The sequence below is a fragment of the Xanthomonas sp. CPBF 426 genome (genome assembly GCF_903989465.1).
GTDB lineage: Bacteria > Pseudomonadota > Gammaproteobacteria > Xanthomonadales > Xanthomonadaceae > Xanthomonas > Xanthomonas euroxanthea.
This window is the reverse complement of sequence record NZ_LR861805.1, coordinates 575459-595074: the sequence shown is the minus strand read 5'-3', so window position 1 is coordinate 595074 and position 19616 is coordinate 575459. Positions and strand designations below refer to the sequence as shown.

Genomic DNA, 19616 nt, shown 5'->3' with positions numbered 1-19616 from the left:
ACAGCGCGGGCAGGAGGCCTCCGCGCCTGGAGCGGCCTGGCCGTGTTGGCTGCGCTGGTCGCAGCATTGGGTGCGGGCCTGCAGTGGTCGGCCATCGACGGGCCGTGGCGCACGGTGACGGCCGCCGCTGCAGCACTGGCAGTGGTGTTCGGCCTGTGTGCCGCAGCTGCCGGCTACCGCAGCGCGCGCGCCCAGCACGCCCTGACGCAACGCCTGGAAGAGGCCGACGTCGCCCGTGAGCGCCTGCAGCAGGAGCTGCAGCGCCACGGCGAGCTTGAACAGGAACTGCTGCGCGCCAAGCAGGCCGCCGAGGCCGCCACGCTGGCCAAGGGCGAATTCCTGGCCACCATGAGCCACGAGATCCGCACCCCGCTCAACGGCATCATCCCGATGCTGGAGCTCATTTCCAGCGGCCAGCTCAGCCTGGACCAGCGCGACATGCTGCAGACCGCCACCGGCAGCTCGCTGCAGTTGCTGCGCATCGTCGACGACATCCTCGACTACTCCAAACTCGAAGCCAACAAGCTCGAACTGGAGATCACCACCTTCAACCTGCGCGAGTTGCTCGACGGCGTCGTGCAGCTGTTGCAGCGTACCGCCGAAGGCAAGCAGCTGCGCCTGGCGCTGGATATCGAGCCATCGGTGCGCCTGCTGGTGCGCGGCGACCCGATCCGCCTGCGCCAGGTGCTGGGCAACCTGATCGGCAATGCGATCAAGTTCACCGAGCGCGGCAGCGTCGACATCCAGTTGCGCCGCCTGGGCGAAACCCGCGCCCAGCACCTGCTGCGCTTCCAGGTGCGCGATACCGGCATCGGCATCGCCCCGGATCAGCAGGCGCGCCTGTTCCGCTCCTTCGCCCAGGCCGACGCCTCCACTACGCGCCTGTATGGCGGCACCGGCCTGGGACTGGCGATCTGCAAACGCATCATCGACCTGATGGGCGGCCGCATCGGCGTGGAGTCCGAGCCCGGGCGCGGCGCAACGTTCTGGTTCGAGATTCCGCTGCTCAAGGTCATCGGCGACCTGCAGCAGAATAGCGGCGCCGATGCCGCCCGGGTGATGGTGATCAGCTCCGACACTCGCCTGTCGCAACGTCTCAAGCGCCTGCTCGACGGCTGGGGCGTGTCGCACGTGCTGATGGAGACCACCCAGGAAGCGCTGGAACGGGTGCGTCGCCACAGCGACGGCGAAGGCCTCCGCTGCGTCATTGCCGACCACGACACGCTGCGCTACAGCGCGCGCGCCGTGCATCGCGCACTTGCGCGCCCGGACGACCTCGGTGGCGCGCGCCTGATCTGGTTGTATGGCGACGAGCCGGTGCCTGCCGAGCTGCAGGACCATGCCACCCTGGTGCCGCGCCAGAGCCCGGACGAGACCCTGCGCTCGCTGGTGCTGCCGCCCGATCCAACGCCGGCCCCCGCCACCACGCTGGCCGCGGCGATGATTCCCGAGCCGATGGCACCGGCGCTGGCCGGTACGCGCGAAGTGCGCATCCTGCTGGTGGAAGACAACCCGGTGAACCTGCTGGTCGCGCAGAAGCTGCTGGCCGTGCTCGGCTTCGACGCCGACACCGCCACCGATGGCGACGCCGCGCTGAGCAGCATGGAGTCCACCCGCTACGACATGGTCTTCATGGATTGCCAGATGCCGGTGCTGGACGGCTATGCCGCCACCCGCCGCTGGCGCGCAATGGAGACCGAGAGCGGCGGCCGTCCGGTCCCGATCGTGGCGATGACCGCCAACGCCATGGCCGGCGATCGCGAGCGCTGCCTGGCTGCCGGCATGGACGACTACCTGTCCAAACCGGTGGCCCGCGAGCAGCTCGACGCCTGCCTGCAACGCTGGCTGCCGCGTCAACCGCTGCCAGCCGGCACGCCCCATGGCAGCCAGGCCGCAGCCGCCCCCGAAAGCGCCAGCAGCGCCGCGCAGGCGCGCGCCTTGCCGATCCTGGACAACAGCGTGATCGATGAGCTGTACGAGGTGGCGGGCGCGGACACCATCACCATCCTGCAGCTGTTCCTGGAAGATGCGCCGGGCATGATCGAACGCCTGGAAACCGCGGCCACCAACCGCGACAGCATGCAGCTGCGCGATCTGGCGCATACGCTCAAATCCTCCAGCGCCAACGTCGGCGCCCAGGCGCTGGCCAATGCCGCGCGCCGGATCGAACTGGCCGCGCGTACCGGCACCATTGAGCGCCCCTCGGTGATGGTGGCCCTGGTCATCGCCGAATACGCACGCGCTCGCCTGGCATTGCTCGGCCAGGTCGCCCGCCTGCAGACCAAGGCCCGCGCCGCCAACTGAGGGCGGCCAACAAACCGTGGCAGCGGCTGTCAGTCGGGTGCCCAGGACGCGCTCGCAGCAAGAGCGTGCGCGTGGTACATGCAGCTTCCGGGCAGCGACAGCCACGCCGACCGCTCATGACCTCATGCGCGCCGGCATTGTTCTCGCGATGGAAGAGGCCGAAGGCCCGACGGCAGAAGGAGCCAGGATGCAGTGAGCCGAAGCCACCCATCAACGCGCCGCCTGCCGGCAGCGCTGCAGCCCGCTCAGCGGCCCTCAGTCGTCCAGCTTGGTCAGCAGGTAGTTCGGCTCGCCGATGCGCGCCACCAGATCCAGTTGCGTTTCCAGCCAGTCGATGTGCTCTTCTTCCGACTCCAGGATGTCCACCAGCAGCTGGCGGCTCACGTAGTCGTTGACGGTCTCCGCATAGGCCACGGCCTCGCGCAGCACGGCAACCGCCTCACGCTCCAGCGCCAGATCGCAGCGGAACATCTCGGTGGGGTTCTCGCCGATGCGCAGCTTGCCCAGCGCCTGGAAATTGGGAAGTCCTTCGAGAAACAGGATGCGGTCGGACAGCTTGTCCGCATGCTTCATCTCGTCGATGGATTCCTTGTACTCATGCTCGGCCAGTTCCTTCAGGCCCCAGTTCTTCAGCATCTTGGCGTGCAGGAAGTACTGGTTGATCGCAGTGAGTTCGTTGTAGAGCACCTTGTTGAGGTACTCGATGACCTTGGTATCGCCCTTCATGCGATGTCTCCGAGACAGTGAGCCGGCCGCACTGTAGCGCGTTGCCGCGGCGCATGAAGGAACGCGAATCGTGATCAGTTGCGGGACGCTTGCCCGCTCCCGGCTCGATCGTCGTACGGCCTGTCGCGGGAGCGGAGCTCTATCGATCTGCGTCGAGCAGTCGCTGCGGACTGCGGAGGGAACCAGCGGCGGACTGACCGATGACCGCAACGGTCCGGAGCGAGCGCATGGCCGGAGGCCAGCAAGGCGACCTGTCGACGCCAGTGGCGCGGGTGGCGCGAGGAAAGCGTCAATGCGCCCACCAGCCCCGTCAACCTGTCATCGACGACGCGCGGACGCGCCGGGGAATGCTCAGGCAGCGCTGGCAAGCCCCAGCATGGGCAACGGCAGCGCGCGGCTTGCATGGGCCTGGCTCAACACATCACCTGCCATCTCCAGGCACGACCCACAGTTTGAACCACAGCCGGTGCGCATGGTCAGCTCGGCCAGGCTGGCGCAGCCGTTCTCGGCCGCTTCGCGGATCTGGTGGTCGGTGACCCCATTACAGATGCAGACGTACACGGTATCGGTCGGGTGCTGGCGATCCGGAGAGGACCGGCGCTGATTCCACCGCAAACGAGAATAGGTGTCAATTCCAAACGTTAATCATTATTAATCCGGACCGCACGAGGCCCGCCCCGCTTGCGTGGACGCTTGCGCGGGCTGTCGTGCCCGGCCGCGCTGCTGCCCGGCAACCAGGCCTCCAGCGCACGCTCGGGCATCACCCCGACCGCCGCCGAGCCGGCGATGGTCTGCGCCAGTGGAGCCAGATGACGCAGCGCGCGCGCATAGACCCCGCGCTTGAACATCACCACATGCTCGACCGGGTACCAGAAATCCACCCAGCGCCAGTGATCGAACTCGGGCGTGTCGGTGTGGTCGAGCTTGAGATGGGATTCGTGGCCAGTGAACTGCAGCAGGAACCACACCTGCTTCTGGCCGATGCAGACCTGGCGCTCATTGCGCCGTACTGCCCGGCTCGGCAGGCGATAGCGCAGCCACCCAGGGGTGGCACCGAGCAATTCGACATGCTCGGGCAACAACCCGGTTTCTTCGCGCAACTCGCGGTACATGGCTTCCACGGGTGTCTCGTCGGTATTCATGCCACCTTGCGGGAACTGCCAGCCGTCCCTGCGCACACGTCGTGCCCAGAACACCTGACCATCCTCTCGCATCAGCACGATGCCGACGTTTGGCCGGAAACCGTCCGGATCGATCACGATGCGGACTCCTGAAAATCTACTGTCACCGACTCTGCCACGGCGACGGCCGGCTCACAAGCTGAAAACGAAATGCTTGACAACACGCGAGCGCTTGGTAAGAATTGCCGGCTCCCTAGGCTATGTAGCTCAGCCGGTTAGAGCACAGCACTCATAATGCTGGGGTCGGTGGTTCGAGTCCACCCATAGCCACCAAGGTGTTCATGCGCTCACAGGCATGCAATAATCTTGGCCCAACACGTTTTATTGCCCCGTCGCCAAGCGGTAAGGCACCTGACTCTGACTCAGGCATCGGTGGTTCGAATCCATCCGGGGCAGCCAAACACAGAAGGTCCGATCTGACGATCGGGCCTTTTTTGTTGCCCGATGATCCGCCCCGGCAGCCACTGGGAATAGTCCGCACCAACCACTGCCGCACCAAGGGCACACAGGGATCGGCCGCAGGTGCCCCACCCTGCCGGAATGGGCGTGCGTCGGCCAAGCAGACAGGCACCACTGCCGGAACCTGGCCACCCCGCATGGCATCACCCCGGGCGACCGTGCACAGACGAAGCGGCCGCCGCCAGGTTGTTGGCACGAGAAGAGGGCCATGCCGCCCCTGCGAAGCTGCCAGACCCGGCCCCGGAAAGACCTGCCCTGCGCGACCCAGCACGCCCAGGCCGCCGAGCGCAGAGTCACGATACGCACCCCCGAAACGACAAAAGCCCGGCATGGCCGGGCTTTTGAAGTGGGCGCCCCGGCGAACCGGGACGCAGCAAACGCGATGGATCAGCGCTTGGAGAACTGGGTCGCGCGACGGGCCTTGTGCAGACCGACCTTCTTACGCTCGACTTCGCGGGCGTCACGGGTCATGAAGCCAGCCTTGCGCAGCTCGGACTTCAGGGTTTCGTCGTACTCGACCAGTGCACGAGCGATGCCCAGACGGATCGCACCGGCCTGACCGGTGGTGCCGCCGCCGGAGGCGGTGACCAGGATGTCGAAGCTTTCGGTGTTCTTGGTGAGTTCCAGCGGCTGACGCACGATCATGCGTGCAGTCTCACGGCCAAAGAACTCGTCCAGCGGACGGTCGTTGACGGTGATGTTGCCGGTACCCTTGCGCAGGAACACGCGAGCGGTGGAGGACTTGCGGCGGCCAGTGCCGTAGTTTTGCGTGATAGCCATGATTAGATATCCAGAACTTGCGGCTGCTGGGCGGCGTGCGGATGCTCGGCACCCGAATAGACCTTGAGCTTGCGGTACATGGTGCGGCCCAGGGGGCCCTTCGGCAGCATGCCCTTGACGGCGATTTCGATCACGCGCTCCGGGTGGCGCTCCAGCGCCTGCTCCAGGCTCTCGGTCTTCAGGTTACCGATGTAGCCGGTGAAGCGGTGATACTTCTTGTCTTTCAGCTTGTTGCCCGTGACCACGATCTTTTCGGCATTGATCACCACGAGGTAATCGCCGGTATCGACGTGCGGGGTATAAACCGGCTTGTGCTTGCCGCGCAGACGGCGGGCCAGTTCGGTGGACAGACGGCCGAGCGTCTTGCCGGCGGCGTCAACGAGATACCAGTCGCGCTGGACGGTCTCGGACTTGGCGGTGAACGTAGTCATGAGAAAACTCTTGAGTGGTCGGGCGGATTGCAGCGGCAATGACCGCTGGAACTTTGCCACGCGTTGTGAAGGCGAAACAGAAGAGGCGGGATTGTACGGGACGATACAAGGCCACGCAAGTCGCCGGCCGGCCGGAGTGCTGGCGGTTGGCAGCGGCTCGGTCCAGGGCCAGAATCGGCGCATGACCCAGACCTCCTCTTTCCGACTGCATGGCCCGCTCGACCGGCTGCTGGTCGAAGCCCAGCGCGCGCTGGACACGGTATTCGGCAATCCGCCCGCCGAGCGGCCCAACCCGGCCGCCGACACCCCCGACGTCGCACTGGAACCGGACCAGCGTCGCCACGCAGCCGGCTTGATGCGGATCAACCACGTCGGCGAGGTCTGCGCGCAAGGCCTGTATTTCGGCCAGGCCGCGGTCGCCCGCGACGCCCACACCCAGCAGCATCTGCTGGAGGCGGCGCAGGAAGAAACCGACCATCTGGCCTGGTGTGCCGACCGCCTGCACGAGCTGGACAGCCGCCCCAGCCTGTTCAACCCGCTCTGGTACGCCGGCAGCTACGCGCTCGGCGCCCTGGCCGGCTTGCGCGGCGACGACTGGAGCCTGGGCTTCGTGGTCGAGACCGAGCGCCAGGTCGAAGCCCATCTGGACGAACACCTGGAAACCCTGCCGGAGATCGACCAGCGCAGCCGCGCGATCCTGCGCGTGATGAAGATCGACGAGGCACGCCACGCCGACCAGGCCGAACAGGCCGGCGCCCGCCTCCTCCCGCCACCGATCCCCAGCGCCATGGCCCTGGCCTCCAGACTCATGAAAGCCGTGGCCTACCGGCTCTAGCCGGCGGGATTGGGGGATTGGGGATTGGCGACTTGCCGCTGGCCGCACCCGAGCAAATCAGGCTCCACACCTCGCAATACCCACCTGGAGCAGAGCCCCCTTTGTTAAGGGGGCGCGCCGAAGGCGCGGGGATAGGATGCTACGGAGTGGGGCCCGAGGTTTGCGTAGCAAACCTTGGGGGGCAGGCCCACGCAGTGGGACTGACTACGCGTGGGGCCCGAGGTTTGCGTAGCAAACCTTGGGGGGCAGACCCACGCAGTGGGACTGACCACCAGGGCTGACCACGCCTACCCCACCAGCTTCAGCCCGATCACGCCGGCCACGATCAGGCCGATGCAGGCCAGACGCGACCACGACGCGCTGTCGCCGAACAGCGCGATGCCGGCGATGGTCACGCCCAGCGCGCCGATCCCGGTCCAGATCGCATAACCGGTGCCTACCGGGATGGTCTTCAGCGCCTGGGTCAGAAACCACAGGCTGATGCCCGCCAGACCGATCGTCAGCACCGTCGGCCACAGGCGCGTGAAGCCGTCGCTGTACTTCAGGCCCATGGCAAAGCCGATTTCGAACAGGCCGGCCAGCAGCAGGTAGATCCAGGGCATCGCAGTACTCCTCAGTTGAAAAACGCACAAAAAAAAAGCGACCCAGTGTTTGCACACTGGGCCGCCGTCGGCTGTGGAACGCGAGGTCATCGCGTGGCGGGCCGTCCCGCCTTGGTTCTTTCGCGCGCCTGCAGGCAGCCGCGCACCAGCTCGCTCGCTGCGCTTACTCGCTCAGGTTGCGCCCGTGGAACAGTTCTTCGATCTCACGCTTGAGCAGCGTTTCGATCTTCATGCGCTCCTTGAACGAGAGGTTCTTGGCGCGTTCCTCGAACAGGTACTGGTCCAGGTCGAAGTCCTTCAGGTGCATCTTGGTGTGGAAGATGTTTTCCTGATAGACGTTCACGTCGAACATCTCGTAGCGCGACTTCACGTTCTTGGCGAGGAAGTGCTGGATCGAGTTGATCTTGTGGTCGATGTAGTGCTTCTTGCCCTTCACATCGCGGGTGAAGCCACGGACGCGGTAGTCCATGATCACGATGTCCGATTCCAGACTCTCGATCAGGTAGTTCAGCGCCTTCAACGGCGAGATCACGCCACAGGTGGCCACGTCGATATCGGCACGGAACGTGGCGATACCCTCCTGCGGATGCGTCTCGGGGTATGTATGGACAGTGATATGACTCTTGTCCATATGAGCGACCACTGCATCGGAGATCAGCTCCTTGCCGGCCTGCTTCTTGTCGATGACGGGCTCTTCCGAGATCAGGATCGTGACCGATGCGCCCTGCGGATCGTAGTCCTGACGTGCGATATTGAGGATGTTGGCGCCAATGATCTCGGCAACATCGGTCAGGATCTGCGTCAGACGATCGGCGTCGTACTGCTCATCGATATATTCGATGTAGCGCTGACGCTCCTCTTCGGTACGCGCATAACAGACGTCGTAGATGTTGAAGCTCAACGCCTTGGTGAGGTTGTTGAACCCCTGTAGCCTCAGGCGAGGCAACGGCTTGACCACGTCGGTCTGTCCTTATGGAAGGCGGGAAAGGAAACAATTATGAGCCAAAGATCCCAGCAACGAAATGCCGACGTTAAGAATGGTTTACCTTGCATGACTCATGCCGTTAAGCTTCAGGAATTACACGCGGAACTACCATGAGCCCAGGAAACACGACGGTTGTGACTACGACGGTACGTAACGCTACCCCTTCTCTGGCGCTGGACGCGGGCACGATCGAGCGTTTCCTGGCGCACAGCCATCGCAGACGCTATCCGACCCGGACCGATGTGTTCCGGCCAGGAGACCCGGCTGGCACGCTCTACTACGTGATCAGTGGCTCGGTGAGCATCATTGCCGAGGAAGATGACGATCGTGAGTTGGTGCTGGGCTACTTCGGTAGCGGCGAGTTCGTCGGCGAGATGGGGTTGTTCATCGAATCCGATACCCGCGAGGTGATCTTGCGCACCCGCACCCAGTGCGAGCTGGCCGAGATCAGCTACGAGCGGCTGCAGCAGCTGTTCCAGACCAGTCTGTCGCCGGATGCGCCCCGCATCCTGTATGCGATTGGCGTCCAGCTGTCCAAGCGGTTGCTCGACACCACAAGGAAAGCCAGCCGCCTGGCGTTCCTGGACGTGACCGACCGCATCGTGCGCACCCTGCACGACCTGTCCAAGGAGCCGGAAGCGATGAGTCATCCGCAGGGCACCCAGCTGCGCGTGTCGCGGCAGGAACTGGCACGGCTGGTGGGCTGTTCGCGTGAAATGGCCGGGCGCGTGCTCAAGAAACTGCAGGCCGACGGCCTGTTGCATGCACGCGGCAAGACCGTCGTGCTCTACGGCACCCGCTAAGCGGTCGCGATCGCGGTTGGTGCAGCCCTGCACCAACCGCAGCTCGAACCGCATGTCGCACGGCATGCGGGCTGATGTGGCCGGGTGCGCTCGGTCACCGACTGCCGGCCGTGTGCCGTGCATCGCCGACTGCTTGCCCGCCGACTCGATCGGCAATGCCTGACCTCATCGCAGCCGTGCACTTGGCCACAGCCGCGCACGGTACGTACCGCTTTCGGCACCAGGCGCTACAGCGCCTTGCCACCCCGATCGCGACATCCCCAGTTGAGGATCGGCGTGCCTGCCGGCAGCACCTGCCGGAACAGCGCTTCGCGATTGGCCTTCGGATTGACCACCACCGGCGCGCGCGCCGCCTTCAGCAGCGGCAGATCCGCGGTGCTGTCCGAGTAGGCAATGGCGATGTCGGCGTAGCCGCGCTCGCGCAGCATGCGCATCTTCTCTTCATTGTGGCAGTGGCGTCGCGCGGTGACCGCGCCCAGGCGTGGACCGACCAGGCTGCCGATCACCGGCACGTCCTGATGCGCGACAAAGCCGAGAATCGCGCGGGCAAGTTCCGGCGGCGCGCCGGTGGCCACCACCACACGGTCGCCGGCGGCGCGGTGGTCGGTGAACACCTTTAGGGCGTGCGGCAACAAGCGCTGCCGGATCTGCGCTTCATGCTTGAGCACGTACGCATCGATGAAGCGATTGAACTCGCGCGCGCGGTGCAGGCCGAAGGTGGCGATCCACACATAACCGGACACGCCGCGGCGGCGGGTCGGCAGCATCGCCACCATCGGGCCGAGGATCGGCGAGGCCAACAGCGCCACCAGCAGACGCAACGGGTTGCGCTTGATCAGCCAGGCGAACAGGTGGCTGCCGGAGTCACCGTCATACAGCGTGTGGTCGAAATCGAAGACCACCAGCGGTGCGTCGTCGCGCGGTACGGGATACGCCTCAGTCATGCGCGAAGAATAGCTGACGCAGCGACTCGCCGGGTTCGGGCGCGCGCATGAAGGTCTCGCCGACCAGAAACGCGTTCACGCCGTGGCCGCGCATCAACTGCACATCGGCCGGCGTCACGATGCCGCTTTCGGTCACCAGGATGCGGTCACGCGGCACGGCGGCGCGCATGTCCAGCGTCGTTTGCAGCGTCACCTCGAAGGTGCGCAGATTGCGGTTGTTGATGCCCACCAGCGGCACCGGCACCTGCACCGCGCGCTCGAGCTCGTCGATGTCATGCACTTCCACCAGCACGTCCAGGCCCAGCTGCATGGCCAGGCCGGAGAGCTCGGCCAGCTGCGCGTCCTCCAGTGCCGAGACGATCAGCAGGATGCAATCGGCGCCGAGCACGCGCGCTTCGTAGACCTGATAGGGGTCGACGGTGAAATCCTTGCGCAGCACCGGCAGCGTGCAGGCCTCGCGCGCCTGGCGCAGATAGGCATCGGCGCCCTGGAAGAAGTCCACATCGGTCAGCACCGACAGGCAACTGGCGCCGCCGAATTCGTAGCTCACCGCGATGTCGGCCGGGTGGAAGTCGGGGCGGATCACGCCCTTGGACGGACTGGCCTTCTTCACTTCGGCGATCACCGCCGGCTCGCCGGCGGCGATGCTGGCCTGCATGGCGGCGGCAAACCCACGCGTGAGCGGCAGGTCGGCGCTGCGCGCGATCAGCTCGGCCAGCGGCACGCGCGCACTGCGCTCGGCGATTTCTTCGGCCTTGCGGGCAAGGATGGTGTTGAGGATGTCGCTCATCGTATCGGGTCCTGGCGGGCGGGCATTATCGGTCAAGACGGCCGCAACTGGCCGCGGCCACGCGCCGGCGCGCAGCATGCCAGCGGTGGCGTGAGGGTGCCGACGCGTGCCTGCCGGTGCAGTGGCGGGGGTCAGCGCTGCGCGGCAGTCTGCCGGGTGAAGGCAACATAGGCATCCAGTTTTGCACGCGCCGAGCCATCGGCCAGGACCGCACGCGCACGCACGACGCCGTCGGCGATGCTGTCGGACACGCCTGCCACGTAAAGGGCCGCACCGGCATTGAGGGCGACGATGTCCAGCGCCGGGCCGGGCACGTTGTCCAGCACCTGCAGCAGCATCGTGCGCGACTGCGCGGCATCGGCCACCTTGAGGTTGCGGCTGGCCGACATGGCGATGCCGAAATCCTCCGGATGCACCTCGTACTCGCGCACCTGGCCATCGCGCAGCTCGCCGACCAGGGTGCCGGCACCGAGCGAGAGTTCGTCCATGCCATCGCGTCCCCACACCACCAGCGCGCGCTCGGCACCGAGTTCCTGCAGCACGCGCGCCTGGATGCCGACCAGATCCGGATGGAACACGCCCATCAGGATGTTCGGCGAGCGGGCCGGGTTGGTCAGCGGGCCGAGGATGTTGAAGATGGTGCGCACGCCCATTTCGCGACGCACCGGCGCCACCACCTTCATGGCCGGATGATGCACCGGCGCATACATGAAGCCGATACCGGTCTGCGCCAGCGAGGCGGCGACCTGCTCGGGCTGCAACTCGATCGCCGCGCCCAGTGCCTCCAGCGCGTCGGCACTGCCGGACTTGGACGAGACGCTGCGGTTGCCGTGCTTGGCGACCTTGGCGCCGCCGGCGGCAGCCACGAACATCGCGCAGGTGGAGATGTTGAAGGTATGCGAACCATCGCCACCGGTGCCGACGATGTCGACCATGTGCCGGCGATCATCCACTTCCACACGACGCGAGAACTCGCGCATCACCGTGGCTGCGCCGGCGATCTCGCCGATGGTTTCCTTCTTGACCCGCAACCCGGTGAGGATGGCCGCGACCATCATGTCCGAGACCTCGCCACGCATGATCTGGCGCATCAGCTCGACCATTTCGTCGTGGAAGATTTCGCGGTGTTCGATGGTGCGCTGCAGGGCTTCTTGCGGGGTGATGGGCATGGACAAGGACCGTGGCAAAACGTGGGAAAGATGTGCGGCAGTGAGCGTGATCGATCAATCCTGGCGATGCAGTCGCGCCCGGCGGCAACGCCACGCAGCACTGCGATGCGCAGCGCTCATTGGCCCGGACGCCGCATGCGGAAGCGCGCCTGCGCCTGCACTTCGAAATAATCGGCGGCGCCGCCCGCACGCAGAATCGTCTGTACGGCAGCAGGATCGTAGATACCGTCCTGCAGCGCCGCGTGCGCCAGATGCACACCGACCACCTCGCCCAGGACCAGCCAGGTTTCGATGGCCTGCCCGCTCGCGCTCTGCAGCGGCAGCAGCTGGCTGAGCCGGCATTCGAAACTGACCGGGCTGGCCGCCACACGCGGGGCAGCGATCAGCCGCGACGGCGCCATTTCCAGGTCGGCCAATGCGAACTCGTCGACCTCCGCCGGCACCATCGCGGCGCTGGCATTCATCGCCTCGGCCAAGGGGCGCGTGGCCAGGCTCCAGGTGAATTCGCCGGTGGCTTCGATGTTGCGCAGGCTGTCCTTGCGGCCGATGCTGGCAAAGCCGACGATCGGCGGCACGTAGTTGAACGCGTTGAAGAAGCTGTAAGGCGCCAGGTTGGCGATGCCCCCGGTGCTGCGCGAGCCGATCCAGCCGATCGGTCGCGGACCGACGATGGCATTGAAGGGATCGTGCGGCAGCCCGTGGCCCTGGCCTGGTTCGTAGAAGTGGAAACTGTCGCTGGCGGTGCTCATCGGGATCCGGATGCAGGTGTGGACGAAGCGAGGCGGGAAACCCGCTGCACGCTGGCGCGCAGCCGATTGCGGGCAGTGCGCGCATGGGTCGCCGATGCATCGATGGTGCCGAAGACTGCATCACGACTAAAGCAGATGCAGCGGCCCTTGCGACGCACGCGGTACGCATTGCGATCAACGCTGCAGGAAGTTCTTAAGCAGGGCGTGACCATGCTGGGTCAGGATCGACTCGGGATGGAACTGCACGCCTTCGACCGGGAACTGGCGATGGCGCAGGCCCATGATCTCTTCGATCGAGCCATCCGGATGCTCGGTCCAGGCAGTGACTTCCAGCGCGTCGGGCAAGGTGGCCTTGTCCACCACCAGCGAGTGGTAGCGGGTGGCCTCGTAGCTGTCCGGCAGGCCGGCGAACACGCCCTTGCCCTGGTGGCGGATCGGCGAGGTCTTGCCATGCATGATGTTGTCGGCGCGGATCACATCGCCGCCGTAGACCTGACCGATGCTTTGATGCCCAAGACACACGCCCAGGATCGGGGTGGTCTGACCCAGCTGCTCGATCAGCTGCAGCGAGATGCCGGCCTCGTTCGGGGTGCACGGGCCGGGCGAGATCACGATGCGCTCGGGCCTGAGCGCGGCGATCTGATCCACGCTCATCGCGTCGTTGCGCACCACCGTGACCTCGGCGCCCAGGGCCTGCAGGTACTGCACGAGGTTGTAGGTGAAGCTGTCGTAGTTATCGAGCATCAGCAACATAGTTGGCCTATCTATCTGTTTTTAAAAGGGCCATGTGCCCGATGAGACTGCTGATACCCGCTCCGATACCCGCTTGTTTGGTTGATGCACCAGGTGCCGGGGTCGACAGGGACCACGCATGGCATATCTTCGCACGGGCTTGCCCTCGGCTTCCCGAACGGATCATTCCGCACATCGGCCTGGGGCTGGCGAGTCCGGTGCACGGTGGCCCCGGTGGCGACCCGGCGCTGGAACGACGTCGCCGTCAACAAGGGCGGTGCCAGGCAAGGTTGGACGCGGCAGATTCCCTATCGGCTGATGATCCGCTCTGCAGACCATTGGACCCCCGCCTGCGTCCCGGTCGATATCCGTCCACCAGCCTGCCGCCGTTCGCCAGGGCGCACAAAAAGCATGGAAGCGATCTTGAGGGTTGCGCAGCTCACAGATGAGCCTCGGCAGGCCCGGAGCGCGCAGCAGATGCCGATGCGCCCAGGCTCGGGCAGGCTGGCGAAATGCCTGATGTGCGGCTGCTCCGCTGCGCCACCAGACGCTGCGCAGCATGCTGACTACGGGCCAACGGCGCGGCCCCAGCAGATCGCCCACGCTTATCGCCGATGCGTGCGAATCCGATTGGTGCGCGGTGCCCCAGCCGTGTCGATGTATGCGGAGGCCATGGTGCGTATCCAGGTCCAGTGGCCGCCGGTGGATGCGGATGACCTGCACAGCCCGGATAGCACCGGGCCGGCGCTGGCGCGTCCGTCGCTACCTAGCGCCATGCGGTAATCCTGCCATGGCGCTGGGCACCTGCGGTCAGGCCAAAGGCTCGAACGTTGGCCCCTGGCTGCTCTCGCTCGCGGTCAGGATGGTGCGACAGAACGAATTGACGGTCAGGTGTTCCTTCAGTTGCACCGAACGCCCGTCCGGTAGCCGGATCTGGCCGGTCATCGTCGACAGCAGATAACAATAGATGCGCGTGCCGCTGGCAACCGGCCAGTGGCTATATGCGCGGCCATGCGCGGCGATGTGCACGTCGACCACCGTGTCACCATTGGTCATCTTCAGCCGCCATTTGACGGGCAGGTTGATGCCGGTGCGCGGGTCCTCCCACTTTTCCAGAACCTCGAACTCGATGTCTCCCTCACCGCTGGCGGCGTTGATGTTGACCTGCTTGTTGTCACCGTACTTGACGAAGCCCAGCTGCATTCCGTCCCGGGGCTGGAAGAAGTTGATCTTGACGTCATCCTGGATTGTGTACAGCCACCACATCCAGTTGGGCGCAGGTAGGTTCTTGATCGGATCGTTCGACTGACCGGTGATGATGTGCTCACGCACGCCATAGCCGTCGCTGAGTTCGAGCTGGTACGCCGGGGTTTTGATGGTGCCCTCCACACCAACGAACACGTCGTAACCCGCGCGGTCGTTCTCGCTCGCCTTATCGAAGGGGCCCCAGTTCCAGAGCGGTGCGCCCTTCTGCGCATAGCGTAGGTCGAACTGCGCATCGCCTGCGTGGCCCTCCAGCCGCCATTGGGGCGGCTGGGCGACAAAGCGCAGGCCATCGAAATCCCAGGTCACCGCATCTTCGCTCCTGGTCACCTTGAACTTGTCTCCCTTGAGCCGTTCGCTTGGCGTCCAGCCCACGCGCACGAAATCGTTGTCGGACATCGACCCGCGCTGGGACTTGGGGACCACGATCAACTGGATTTCACGCTCGGCAGAGGCGCCTTCGCCCCATAGGCCCTTGCCGTTGCCGAACAGCGCATAGCCGGCGGCCCAGAGCAGTACGTCGTACTCGCCGGCCTCGGCGACCACTCCCAGTGCAGTCTCTTCCCAGATATCCGTTTGGCTGGACGGAAGCGCCAGCGCCTCGAAGTGGGTCGCCTCATCTGCGAGCGTGACCGGTGCCTCCGAGTGCTTGATCGCGTTGTATTTGGCGCTGTAGTCGTCGCTCATGAATAGCGTTCTCAATGTTCCAGTCGATGGTGGATTGCCCAGGCGCGTGGCGAAGGCCTGCAGCCGAGCCGCAATGCCTGCCTCAAAAAACTATACCACGCAGTTTCGTTTTTTCAGCTGGCGCGAAACCGGCACAATGGGAAGCCCTTTCGTTCAGTCCGTCCATGTCCAATTCCCATCTCCGCCCCGACAAGCTCATCCCACCGCGCGCCAGTCAAGGTGGCCGCCCCACACGCGACGTGGCGGCCAGGATGAACGGACACATTCTGGAGGTCGCACTGGCACAGTTAGTCGAGCATGGAGAGGAGCACGTGACCATGGATGGCATAGCGCTTGCTGCCCAGGCCTCCAAACGGACGCTGTACGCCCGCTTCGGATCGCGCGACGCTCTCGTGGTAGCGGCGATCGAGCACGGTGCGGCACGCTTGCTGCAGCCGATTGCCTTGTCGGTTCCAGATGGACTGTTGAAGGACCGGCTGCTGTATGTGGCGCAGCGCATGCTTGATGCCTCACTCAGCGCCGAGGTCGTGGCCATGGAAGCGCTGGTGGCAAGAATTTCCGAGCGCAGACCAGGGCTCCATTCGCAACTTGCTGCCTGGCTTCATCGCACCCCGGCGTTGCTGATCCAGTCGCTGCTGGAGCAGGCGGCCTCCAAGGGCCAGCCCATCACCCCGCTTGCTGCGGAGATGGCGCCGTTCATCTACGACGCGCTGGTTGCTCACCCGAGACGCCTGGTCCTGATTGGGACGCTACCCAGCGCAAGGCCTGCTGCCATTCGCAAATACCTGGGAAAGGTGCTCGACATCATCCTGCATGGCGTCTTGGAAAGGCCTTCGCAACCAGATACCCGCGCCGTACGCGCAAGCGATGCGTGAGCAACCGGCAGCGCCGCAGGTCGTTTCTTCAACGGGGTTGACGATTCGGCGAAAACACAACTTTGCAGTCGGGAGCAAGCCGCCGCATCCCGATTCATTCGCTTGCGGGATGCCCCAATGCTTCCAGCGTATGACGAAGGTTGTCCAAGCCCGCTTCGTCCAGCTGGCAAGCGGCCCTGATCTGGCCGTTAACGGCACGGACCTTGGTTCCGATGGCATGGCTCGCATCAGTCAAGTCGACAAACACGCGGCGCTCGTCGGTCACATCGCGCGTGCGGGTCACCATGTCGGCAGCCTGCAGCCGCTTGAGCAGCGGGGGTCATCGTTCCGGTATCCATTCCAAGACGCGTACACAACTCGCCCACGGTACGCGGCGAGCTGTGCAGCAGCTCGAGAATCGCCAGGTACTGAGGGAAAGTCAGCCCCAGCGGATCCAGGAACTGCTTGTGCAGCCGCATGACCCGGTTGGCTGCTCCATACAGGGCAAACGATAGTTGGGCACCTACCCCGTCGCTGTCACGCACTGGCGCATTCCTGATTTGGTGAACATGGCTTCAAGATGCCACGCTCAGACTGCCCTGACAAAGCAACGTCCACGGAAATCCCACGCTTCAGTGGAGATCGAACCGGGGATGTGGAGAACCGTAATACTCGCGTAGCGATTTCGGGTTGAAGCCGGGAATATCCGACACGCCGTAACGCTTGCCCAATTCGGCTCCGATCAGCGTCTTGCCTGCCAGCTTGATCATCTCCGGATCGCCCCAGACGGCCGCAATGACACGCCCCTCATAGCGCGGACTTTCCATGCACATGCCCTCGAAGACCTCGATCTTGTCCGCCTTCTTTAAATGACATGTCCGCTTCTGTAGCGCCCTGCAACTTCGGATAGCTTGATCGCTCGACATAAGCAATGACCGCCTTCTTATGGAGATCAAAACTGGCTGATGAACTTCCTGCTCCGAACCGCACGATGAGAGGGCACACGGCAAACTCAAGAAGAGGGCTACCGACAGCTTCATGGACGAAGACCCTGATAATGGACTGCTTGCTCACCCTTCGCAGAAGGTTGGATGGTTGATTGCCCAACTGCGACGTCGAAACGCTGCCTAAAGGCCGTCAGCCCCGCCTGAGGGATCATGGCTACGCGGAGCTGTGCTCGCCGCAGCCGCCTGCAAGCGACGGCAGACTCATTCGCTAACCCGCACTGGTTTCAGGCCACAAACCGTTCCACCCATCACAGACCGGCCGGCCGTGCGGTGGACAGCGCGCGCTATCGCAGTCGGCCGCAATCGCATCCGCCTTGCTCGGGCGATCTACCTGCATCCCAATAGAAAGCGCCAATGCCGGAACAAGTGTCACCAATGCCAGGCAGAGCGTTTCAGCCGCAAGAGCTGGCGAAAAAAGAGATGTCATCTCGTGACTCCAGAACACCAAAACATGCCACGCGGCCGAGAGGGCTAGTAACGCGCTGCGCCGATAAACGCCAGACTTGAACGTAAAAGACTTCCACAAAGCAAGCCGATCCTGCAAAGAAGAATGCTCACAATGTCTCTAAGGATTGCCTGGCAACAATGTACGCGCCAGGGTCAGCGCTTCATCCTTGGTGGCGACCATGAGCATGGGATAGCCCCAGAACTTCTCATACATCGACGCGAACACCCTGGAAGCTAGTCGCCTGGCGCTACTTTTCTCAACATAGATAGCCGCCTTGACATAGGCGCGGAGCTCATTCTTGTGACGCTTCATCCATAGCGACATCTGCTTCTTTTCTTCTGGTGAATGTGAATGTTCACCGCCATCAAGCCCATCCTCATTGATCAGAAGAAAGACTTCCTTGCGTGCGAGCAGCGCCTCAAATGCGACGAAAGGAGAGATCGCAGAACCTGCGTCTGACACACTTTTTCTCATCCATGTTATTGGAAACTGCGAAGCATCGATTTGCATGCAAATATTCCTTCGAAAATAGATGGATCATCATTGGCGGCGTCGGCTCGGCTCGCCAAAAGAAAGCGACATCTCTTGCATCGGACAGCAAATCTTTAACAAGCCAAAAATGATGGAATACACAATAGCTGGGGAGATACCTAGACGTCATTGCGCAATCTAGCCATACTATTTCTCGATTAGGCCAATGCCCCTCCTTGATCCGTGGGTTGACACGCATGATGTCGAACATCGCCCTCGCCGGCCTGGCTGTGACCGGGGATGTTGATGATGTCCCCCGCCCTGTCGTCTCACTGAGTGCCACATCAGTCACCGAGGACTGGGAACATGCCACGCACCGTCACCGCAAGGCACAACTGATTTACTCGGTCCGCGGAGTTCTGAACTGCGAAATCGAAGATGGCGTCTGGATCGTGCCGCCACAATGCGCTGTATGGATCCCGGGAGACTTGCCACATGCGGCACGTGGCTCGGGGGAAACGGAATGCTATTGCCTGTTTGTGGAACCGAATGCCGCATCGGATCTTCCCAGACGTTGTTGTACGATCTCGGTGTCGCCCTTGCTGCGGGAGCTGCTTCTGAAAGCGGCTGGCTTCCCCGCGTTGTATGCGTTTGGGAGCCGGGAAGACAGGCTCATTGCCACGTTGCTGGATGAATTAGCGGCGGCTCCTGTGGAGGATCTGCACCTGCCAATGCCACGCGATCCGCGATTACGTCGCCTCGCGGACATGCTGTTGGCCAACCCCACAGACAAGACCGCAAAAAGCGATTGGGCTACCCGAATTGGCATGAGTGAGCGAAGTGTCAGCCGTCTCCTGCTGCAGGAAGTAGGAATGAGCTTTGGACGCTGGCGTCGGCAGCTGCATGTGATCCTTGCGCTTCAGCGCCTGACCAAGGGTGAAAGCGTGCAGACCGTGGCGTTGGAGCTGGGGTACGAAAACGCCAGCGGGTTCGTCACCATGTTCCGCAAGGCGGTTGGTAAGCCTCCCGCTCGATATCTCTCTGATAGAACGAGCCGCGATGAGCCTGCCGCTGTGCCCGGCATCATGCTCCCCGGGCAAATTTCGTCCTGAGTGGGTCGGCAACATTCCAACGCGCAAGTTGGTCCGAATCGAACAATGCAGGGATAGGGATTGGTCGGCATGCTGCAGTTCGGTCGGCGACCCAAATCCGCAGCTTGTTATGCAATCCGGACGTAATGCCCACGTTCCAGGCAGGCATTGACTGCCAGCAGGTCAGCTGCCCGGCAGGTACCTGGGTGTGGCGACGGCGCAAGCGCACAAGGCCCGGACGATGCCGGGCCTTGTGCGACGTATCAACGAACACTGGACGATCGGCTGCCGCGTACTAGCTGCGA

General features: G+C 63.9%; 21 protein-coding genes and 2 tRNA genes. 7 read left to right on the top strand and 16 right to left on the bottom strand.

Annotated elements, in window-relative coordinates:
* Positions 1-36: 36 nt before the first annotated feature.
* A complete protein-coding gene (locus tag H7A87_RS02535) occupies positions 37-2304 on the top strand; it encodes an ATP-binding protein (RefSeq protein ID WP_180496980.1) in 2268 nt (755 codons plus the stop codon).
* 255 nt (positions 2305-2559) lie between these two features.
* Here the strand turns inward: H7A87_RS02535 and bfr are convergent, their stop codons facing one another.
* The 3 genes from bfr to H7A87_RS02520 all read right to left on the bottom strand — a co-directional run bounded on the left by bfr (position 2560) and on the right by H7A87_RS02520 (position 4289).
* Positions 2560-3030 (bottom strand): bacterioferritin, encoded by a 471-nt coding sequence (gene bfr, locus H7A87_RS02530; RefSeq protein WP_005990707.1) that lies wholly within the window; start codon positions 3028-3030, stop codon positions 2560-2562.
* 351 nt (positions 3031-3381) lie between these two features.
* Positions 3382-3591 carry a (2Fe-2S)-binding protein gene (locus H7A87_RS02525; RefSeq protein ID WP_024938191.1) on the bottom strand — a complete coding sequence of 70 codons (210 nt, stop codon included), beginning with the start codon at positions 3589-3591 and terminating at the stop codon, positions 3382-3384.
* Positions 3592-3671: 80 nt separating this feature from the next.
* Positions 3672-4289, bottom strand: coding sequence for an RNA pyrophosphohydrolase (locus H7A87_RS02520; RefSeq protein ID WP_024938192.1), 618 nt, complete (start codon positions 4287-4289; stop codon positions 3672-3674).
* A 118-nt stretch (positions 4290-4407) separates the two neighbouring features.
* Here H7A87_RS02520 and H7A87_RS02515 point away from each other — a divergent pair.
* Together H7A87_RS02515 and H7A87_RS02510 are read left to right on the top strand one after the other, a co-directional pair.
* Positions 4408-4484, top strand: a tRNA-Met gene (locus H7A87_RS02515).
* Between the two features lie 52 nt (positions 4485-4536).
* Positions 4537-4610, top strand: a tRNA-Gln gene (locus tag H7A87_RS02510).
* A gap of 447 nt (positions 4611-5057) precedes the next feature.
* On the opposite strand, the gene rpsI is transcribed toward H7A87_RS02510, so the two are convergent.
* Together rpsI and rplM are read right to left on the bottom strand one after the other, a co-directional pair.
* Positions 5058-5450, bottom strand: a complete 393-nt coding sequence (rpsI, locus tag H7A87_RS02505; RefSeq protein WP_016902423.1) for a 30S ribosomal protein S9 — start codon at positions 5448-5450, stop codon at positions 5058-5060.
* Positions 5451-5452: 2 nt separating this feature from the next.
* Complete coding sequence (rplM, locus tag H7A87_RS02500; RefSeq protein ID WP_016902424.1) at positions 5453-5881, bottom strand: 50S ribosomal protein L13; 429 nt, start codon at positions 5879-5881, stop codon at positions 5453-5455.
* 181 nt (positions 5882-6062) lie between these two features.
* On the opposite strand from rplM, the gene coq7 reads away from it, so the two are divergent.
* On the top strand, positions 6063-6716 hold the full coding sequence (gene coq7 / locus H7A87_RS02495) for a 2-polyprenyl-3-methyl-6-methoxy-1,4-benzoquinone monooxygenase (RefSeq protein WP_119129441.1): 654 nt from the start codon (positions 6063-6065) through the stop codon (positions 6714-6716).
* Between the two features lie 287 nt (positions 6717-7003).
* Here coq7 and H7A87_RS02490 read toward each other — a convergent pair whose 3' ends face one another.
* Complete coding sequence (locus H7A87_RS02490; RefSeq protein WP_003483069.1) at positions 7004-7318, bottom strand: multidrug efflux SMR transporter; 315 nt, start codon at positions 7316-7318, stop codon at positions 7004-7006.
* A gap of 163 nt (positions 7319-7481) precedes the next feature.
* Positions 7482-8276 carry an adenosylmethionine decarboxylase gene (gene speD, locus H7A87_RS02485; RefSeq protein WP_005990692.1) on the bottom strand — a complete coding sequence of 265 codons (795 nt, stop codon included), beginning with the start codon at positions 8274-8276 and terminating at the stop codon, positions 7482-7484.
* Positions 8277-8413: 137 nt separating this feature from the next.
* On the opposite strand from speD, the gene crp reads away from it, so the two are divergent.
* Positions 8414-9106, top strand: a complete 693-nt coding sequence (crp, locus tag H7A87_RS02480; protein ID WP_024938194.1) for a cAMP-activated global transcriptional regulator CRP — start codon at positions 8414-8416, stop codon at positions 9104-9106.
* A 227-nt stretch (positions 9107-9333) separates the two neighbouring features.
* On the opposite strand, the gene H7A87_RS02475 is transcribed toward crp, so the two are convergent.
* The 6 genes from H7A87_RS02475 to H7A87_RS02450 all read right to left on the bottom strand — a co-directional run bounded on the left by H7A87_RS02475 (position 9334) and on the right by H7A87_RS02450 (position 15440).
* Positions 9334-10050 carry a haloacid dehalogenase-like hydrolase gene (locus H7A87_RS02475; RefSeq protein ID WP_104583522.1) on the bottom strand — a complete coding sequence of 239 codons (717 nt, stop codon included), beginning with the start codon at positions 10048-10050 and terminating at the stop codon, positions 9334-9336.
* Complete coding sequence (gene trpC / locus H7A87_RS02470; RefSeq protein ID WP_104583521.1) at positions 10043-10840, bottom strand: indole-3-glycerol phosphate synthase TrpC; 798 nt, start codon at positions 10838-10840, stop codon at positions 10043-10045. The genes H7A87_RS02475 and trpC overlap by 8 nt, the downstream gene beginning before the upstream one ends.
* A 131-nt stretch (positions 10841-10971) precedes the next feature.
* On the bottom strand, positions 10972-12009 hold the full coding sequence (gene trpD, locus H7A87_RS02465; protein ID WP_119129440.1) for an anthranilate phosphoribosyltransferase: 1038 nt from the start codon (positions 12007-12009) through the stop codon (positions 10972-10974).
* Positions 12010-12125: 116 nt separating this feature from the next.
* Positions 12126-12758 carry a flavin reductase family protein gene (locus tag H7A87_RS02460; protein WP_119129439.1) on the bottom strand — a complete coding sequence of 211 codons (633 nt, stop codon included), beginning with the start codon at positions 12756-12758 and terminating at the stop codon, positions 12126-12128.
* Positions 12759-12932: 174 nt separating this feature from the next.
* Positions 12933-13511: an aminodeoxychorismate/anthranilate synthase component II gene (locus H7A87_RS02455; RefSeq protein WP_104583518.1), complete on the bottom strand. Its 579-nt coding sequence runs from the start codon at positions 13509-13511 to the stop codon at positions 12933-12935.
* A 789-nt stretch (positions 13512-14300) separates the two neighbouring features.
* On the bottom strand, positions 14301-15440 hold the full coding sequence (locus H7A87_RS02450; RefSeq protein WP_119129437.1) for a lipocalin family protein: 1140 nt from the start codon (positions 15438-15440) through the stop codon (positions 14301-14303).
* Between the two features lie 164 nt (positions 15441-15604).
* On the opposite strand from H7A87_RS02450, the gene H7A87_RS02445 reads away from it, so the two are divergent.
* On the top strand, positions 15605-16315 hold the full coding sequence (locus H7A87_RS02445) for a TetR/AcrR family transcriptional regulator (RefSeq protein WP_164738990.1): 711 nt from the start codon (positions 15605-15607) through the stop codon (positions 16313-16315).
* Between the two features lie 94 nt (positions 16316-16409).
* Here the strand turns inward: H7A87_RS02445 and H7A87_RS20710 are convergent, their stop codons facing one another.
* The 3 genes from H7A87_RS20710 to H7A87_RS02430 form a co-directional block, all read right to left on the bottom strand.
* Positions 16410-16601 carry a hypothetical protein gene (locus tag H7A87_RS20710; protein WP_181901080.1) on the bottom strand — a complete coding sequence of 64 codons (192 nt, stop codon included), beginning with the start codon at positions 16599-16601 and terminating at the stop codon, positions 16410-16412.
* Positions 16602-16926: 325 nt separating this feature from the next.
* Entirely contained in the window at positions 16927-17121 is a 195-nt protein-coding gene (locus H7A87_RS02435) for a hypothetical protein (RefSeq protein WP_180496869.1), read from the bottom strand.
* Positions 17122-17866: 745 nt separating this feature from the next.
* The gene (locus H7A87_RS02430; protein WP_119129435.1) at positions 17867-18259 is read right to left on the bottom strand and encodes a hypothetical protein; all 393 of its coding nucleotides are present in this window, start codon (positions 18257-18259) and stop codon (positions 17867-17869) included.
* A gap of 221 nt (positions 18260-18480) precedes the next feature.
* Here H7A87_RS02430 and H7A87_RS02425 point away from each other — a divergent pair, with 221 nt between their 5' ends.
* Positions 18481-19332 carry a helix-turn-helix transcriptional regulator gene (locus H7A87_RS02425; protein WP_119129478.1) on the top strand — a complete coding sequence of 284 codons (852 nt, stop codon included), beginning with the start codon at positions 18481-18483 and terminating at the stop codon, positions 19330-19332.
* Positions 19333-19616: the final 284 nt, after the last annotated feature.

Coding starts and splice junctions, on each gene's coding strand:
- H7A87_RS02490 (WP_003483069.1), bottom strand. CDS start 7,318: ATGCCCTGGATCTACCTGCTGCTGGCCGGCCTGTTCGAAATCGGCTTT.
- H7A87_RS02430 (WP_119129435.1), bottom strand. CDS start 18,259: ATGCAAATCGATGCTTCGCAGTTTCCAATAACATGGATGAGAAAAAGT.
- H7A87_RS02455 (WP_104583518.1), bottom strand. CDS start 13,511: ATGTTGCTGATGCTCGATAACTACGACAGCTTCACCTACAACCTCGTG.
- coq7 (WP_119129441.1), top strand. CDS start 6,063: ATGACCCAGACCTCCTCTTTCCGACTGCATGGCCCGCTCGACCGGCTG.
- trpD (WP_119129440.1), bottom strand. CDS start 12,009: ATGCCCATCACCCCGCAAGAAGCCCTGCAGCGCACCATCGAACACCGC.
- rplM (WP_016902424.1), bottom strand. CDS start 5,881: ATGACTACGTTCACCGCCAAGTCCGAGACCGTCCAGCGCGACTGGTAT.
- H7A87_RS02425 (WP_119129478.1), top strand. CDS start 18,481: ATGTCGAACATCGCCCTCGCCGGCCTGGCTGTGACCGGGGATGTTGAT.
- H7A87_RS02450 (WP_119129437.1), bottom strand. CDS start 15,440: ATGAGCGACGACTACAGCGCCAAATACAACGCGATCAAGCACTCGGAG.
- H7A87_RS02435 (WP_180496869.1), bottom strand. CDS start 17,121: ATGGAAAGTCCGCGCTATGAGGGGCGTGTCATTGCGGCCGTCTGGGGC.
- crp (WP_024938194.1), top strand. CDS start 8,414: ATGAGCCCAGGAAACACGACGGTTGTGACTACGACGGTACGTAACGCT.
- trpC (WP_104583521.1), bottom strand. CDS start 10,840: ATGAGCGACATCCTCAACACCATCCTTGCCCGCAAGGCCGAAGAAATC.
- rpsI (WP_016902423.1), bottom strand. CDS start 5,450: ATGGCTATCACGCAAAACTACGGCACTGGCCGCCGCAAGTCCTCCACC.
- bfr (WP_005990707.1), bottom strand. CDS start 3,030: ATGAAGGGCGATACCAAGGTCATCGAGTACCTCAACAAGGTGCTCTAC.
- H7A87_RS20710 (WP_181901080.1), bottom strand. CDS start 16,601: ATGGTGACCCGCACGCGCGATGTGACCGACGAGCGCCGCGTGTTTGTC.
- H7A87_RS02460 (WP_119129439.1), bottom strand. CDS start 12,758: ATGAGCACCGCCAGCGACAGTTTCCACTTCTACGAACCAGGCCAGGGC.
- H7A87_RS02445 (WP_164738990.1), top strand. CDS start 15,605: ATGTCCAATTCCCATCTCCGCCCCGACAAGCTCATCCCACCGCGCGCC.
- H7A87_RS02475 (WP_104583522.1), bottom strand. CDS start 10,050: ATGACTGAGGCGTATCCCGTACCGCGCGACGACGCACCGCTGGTGGTC.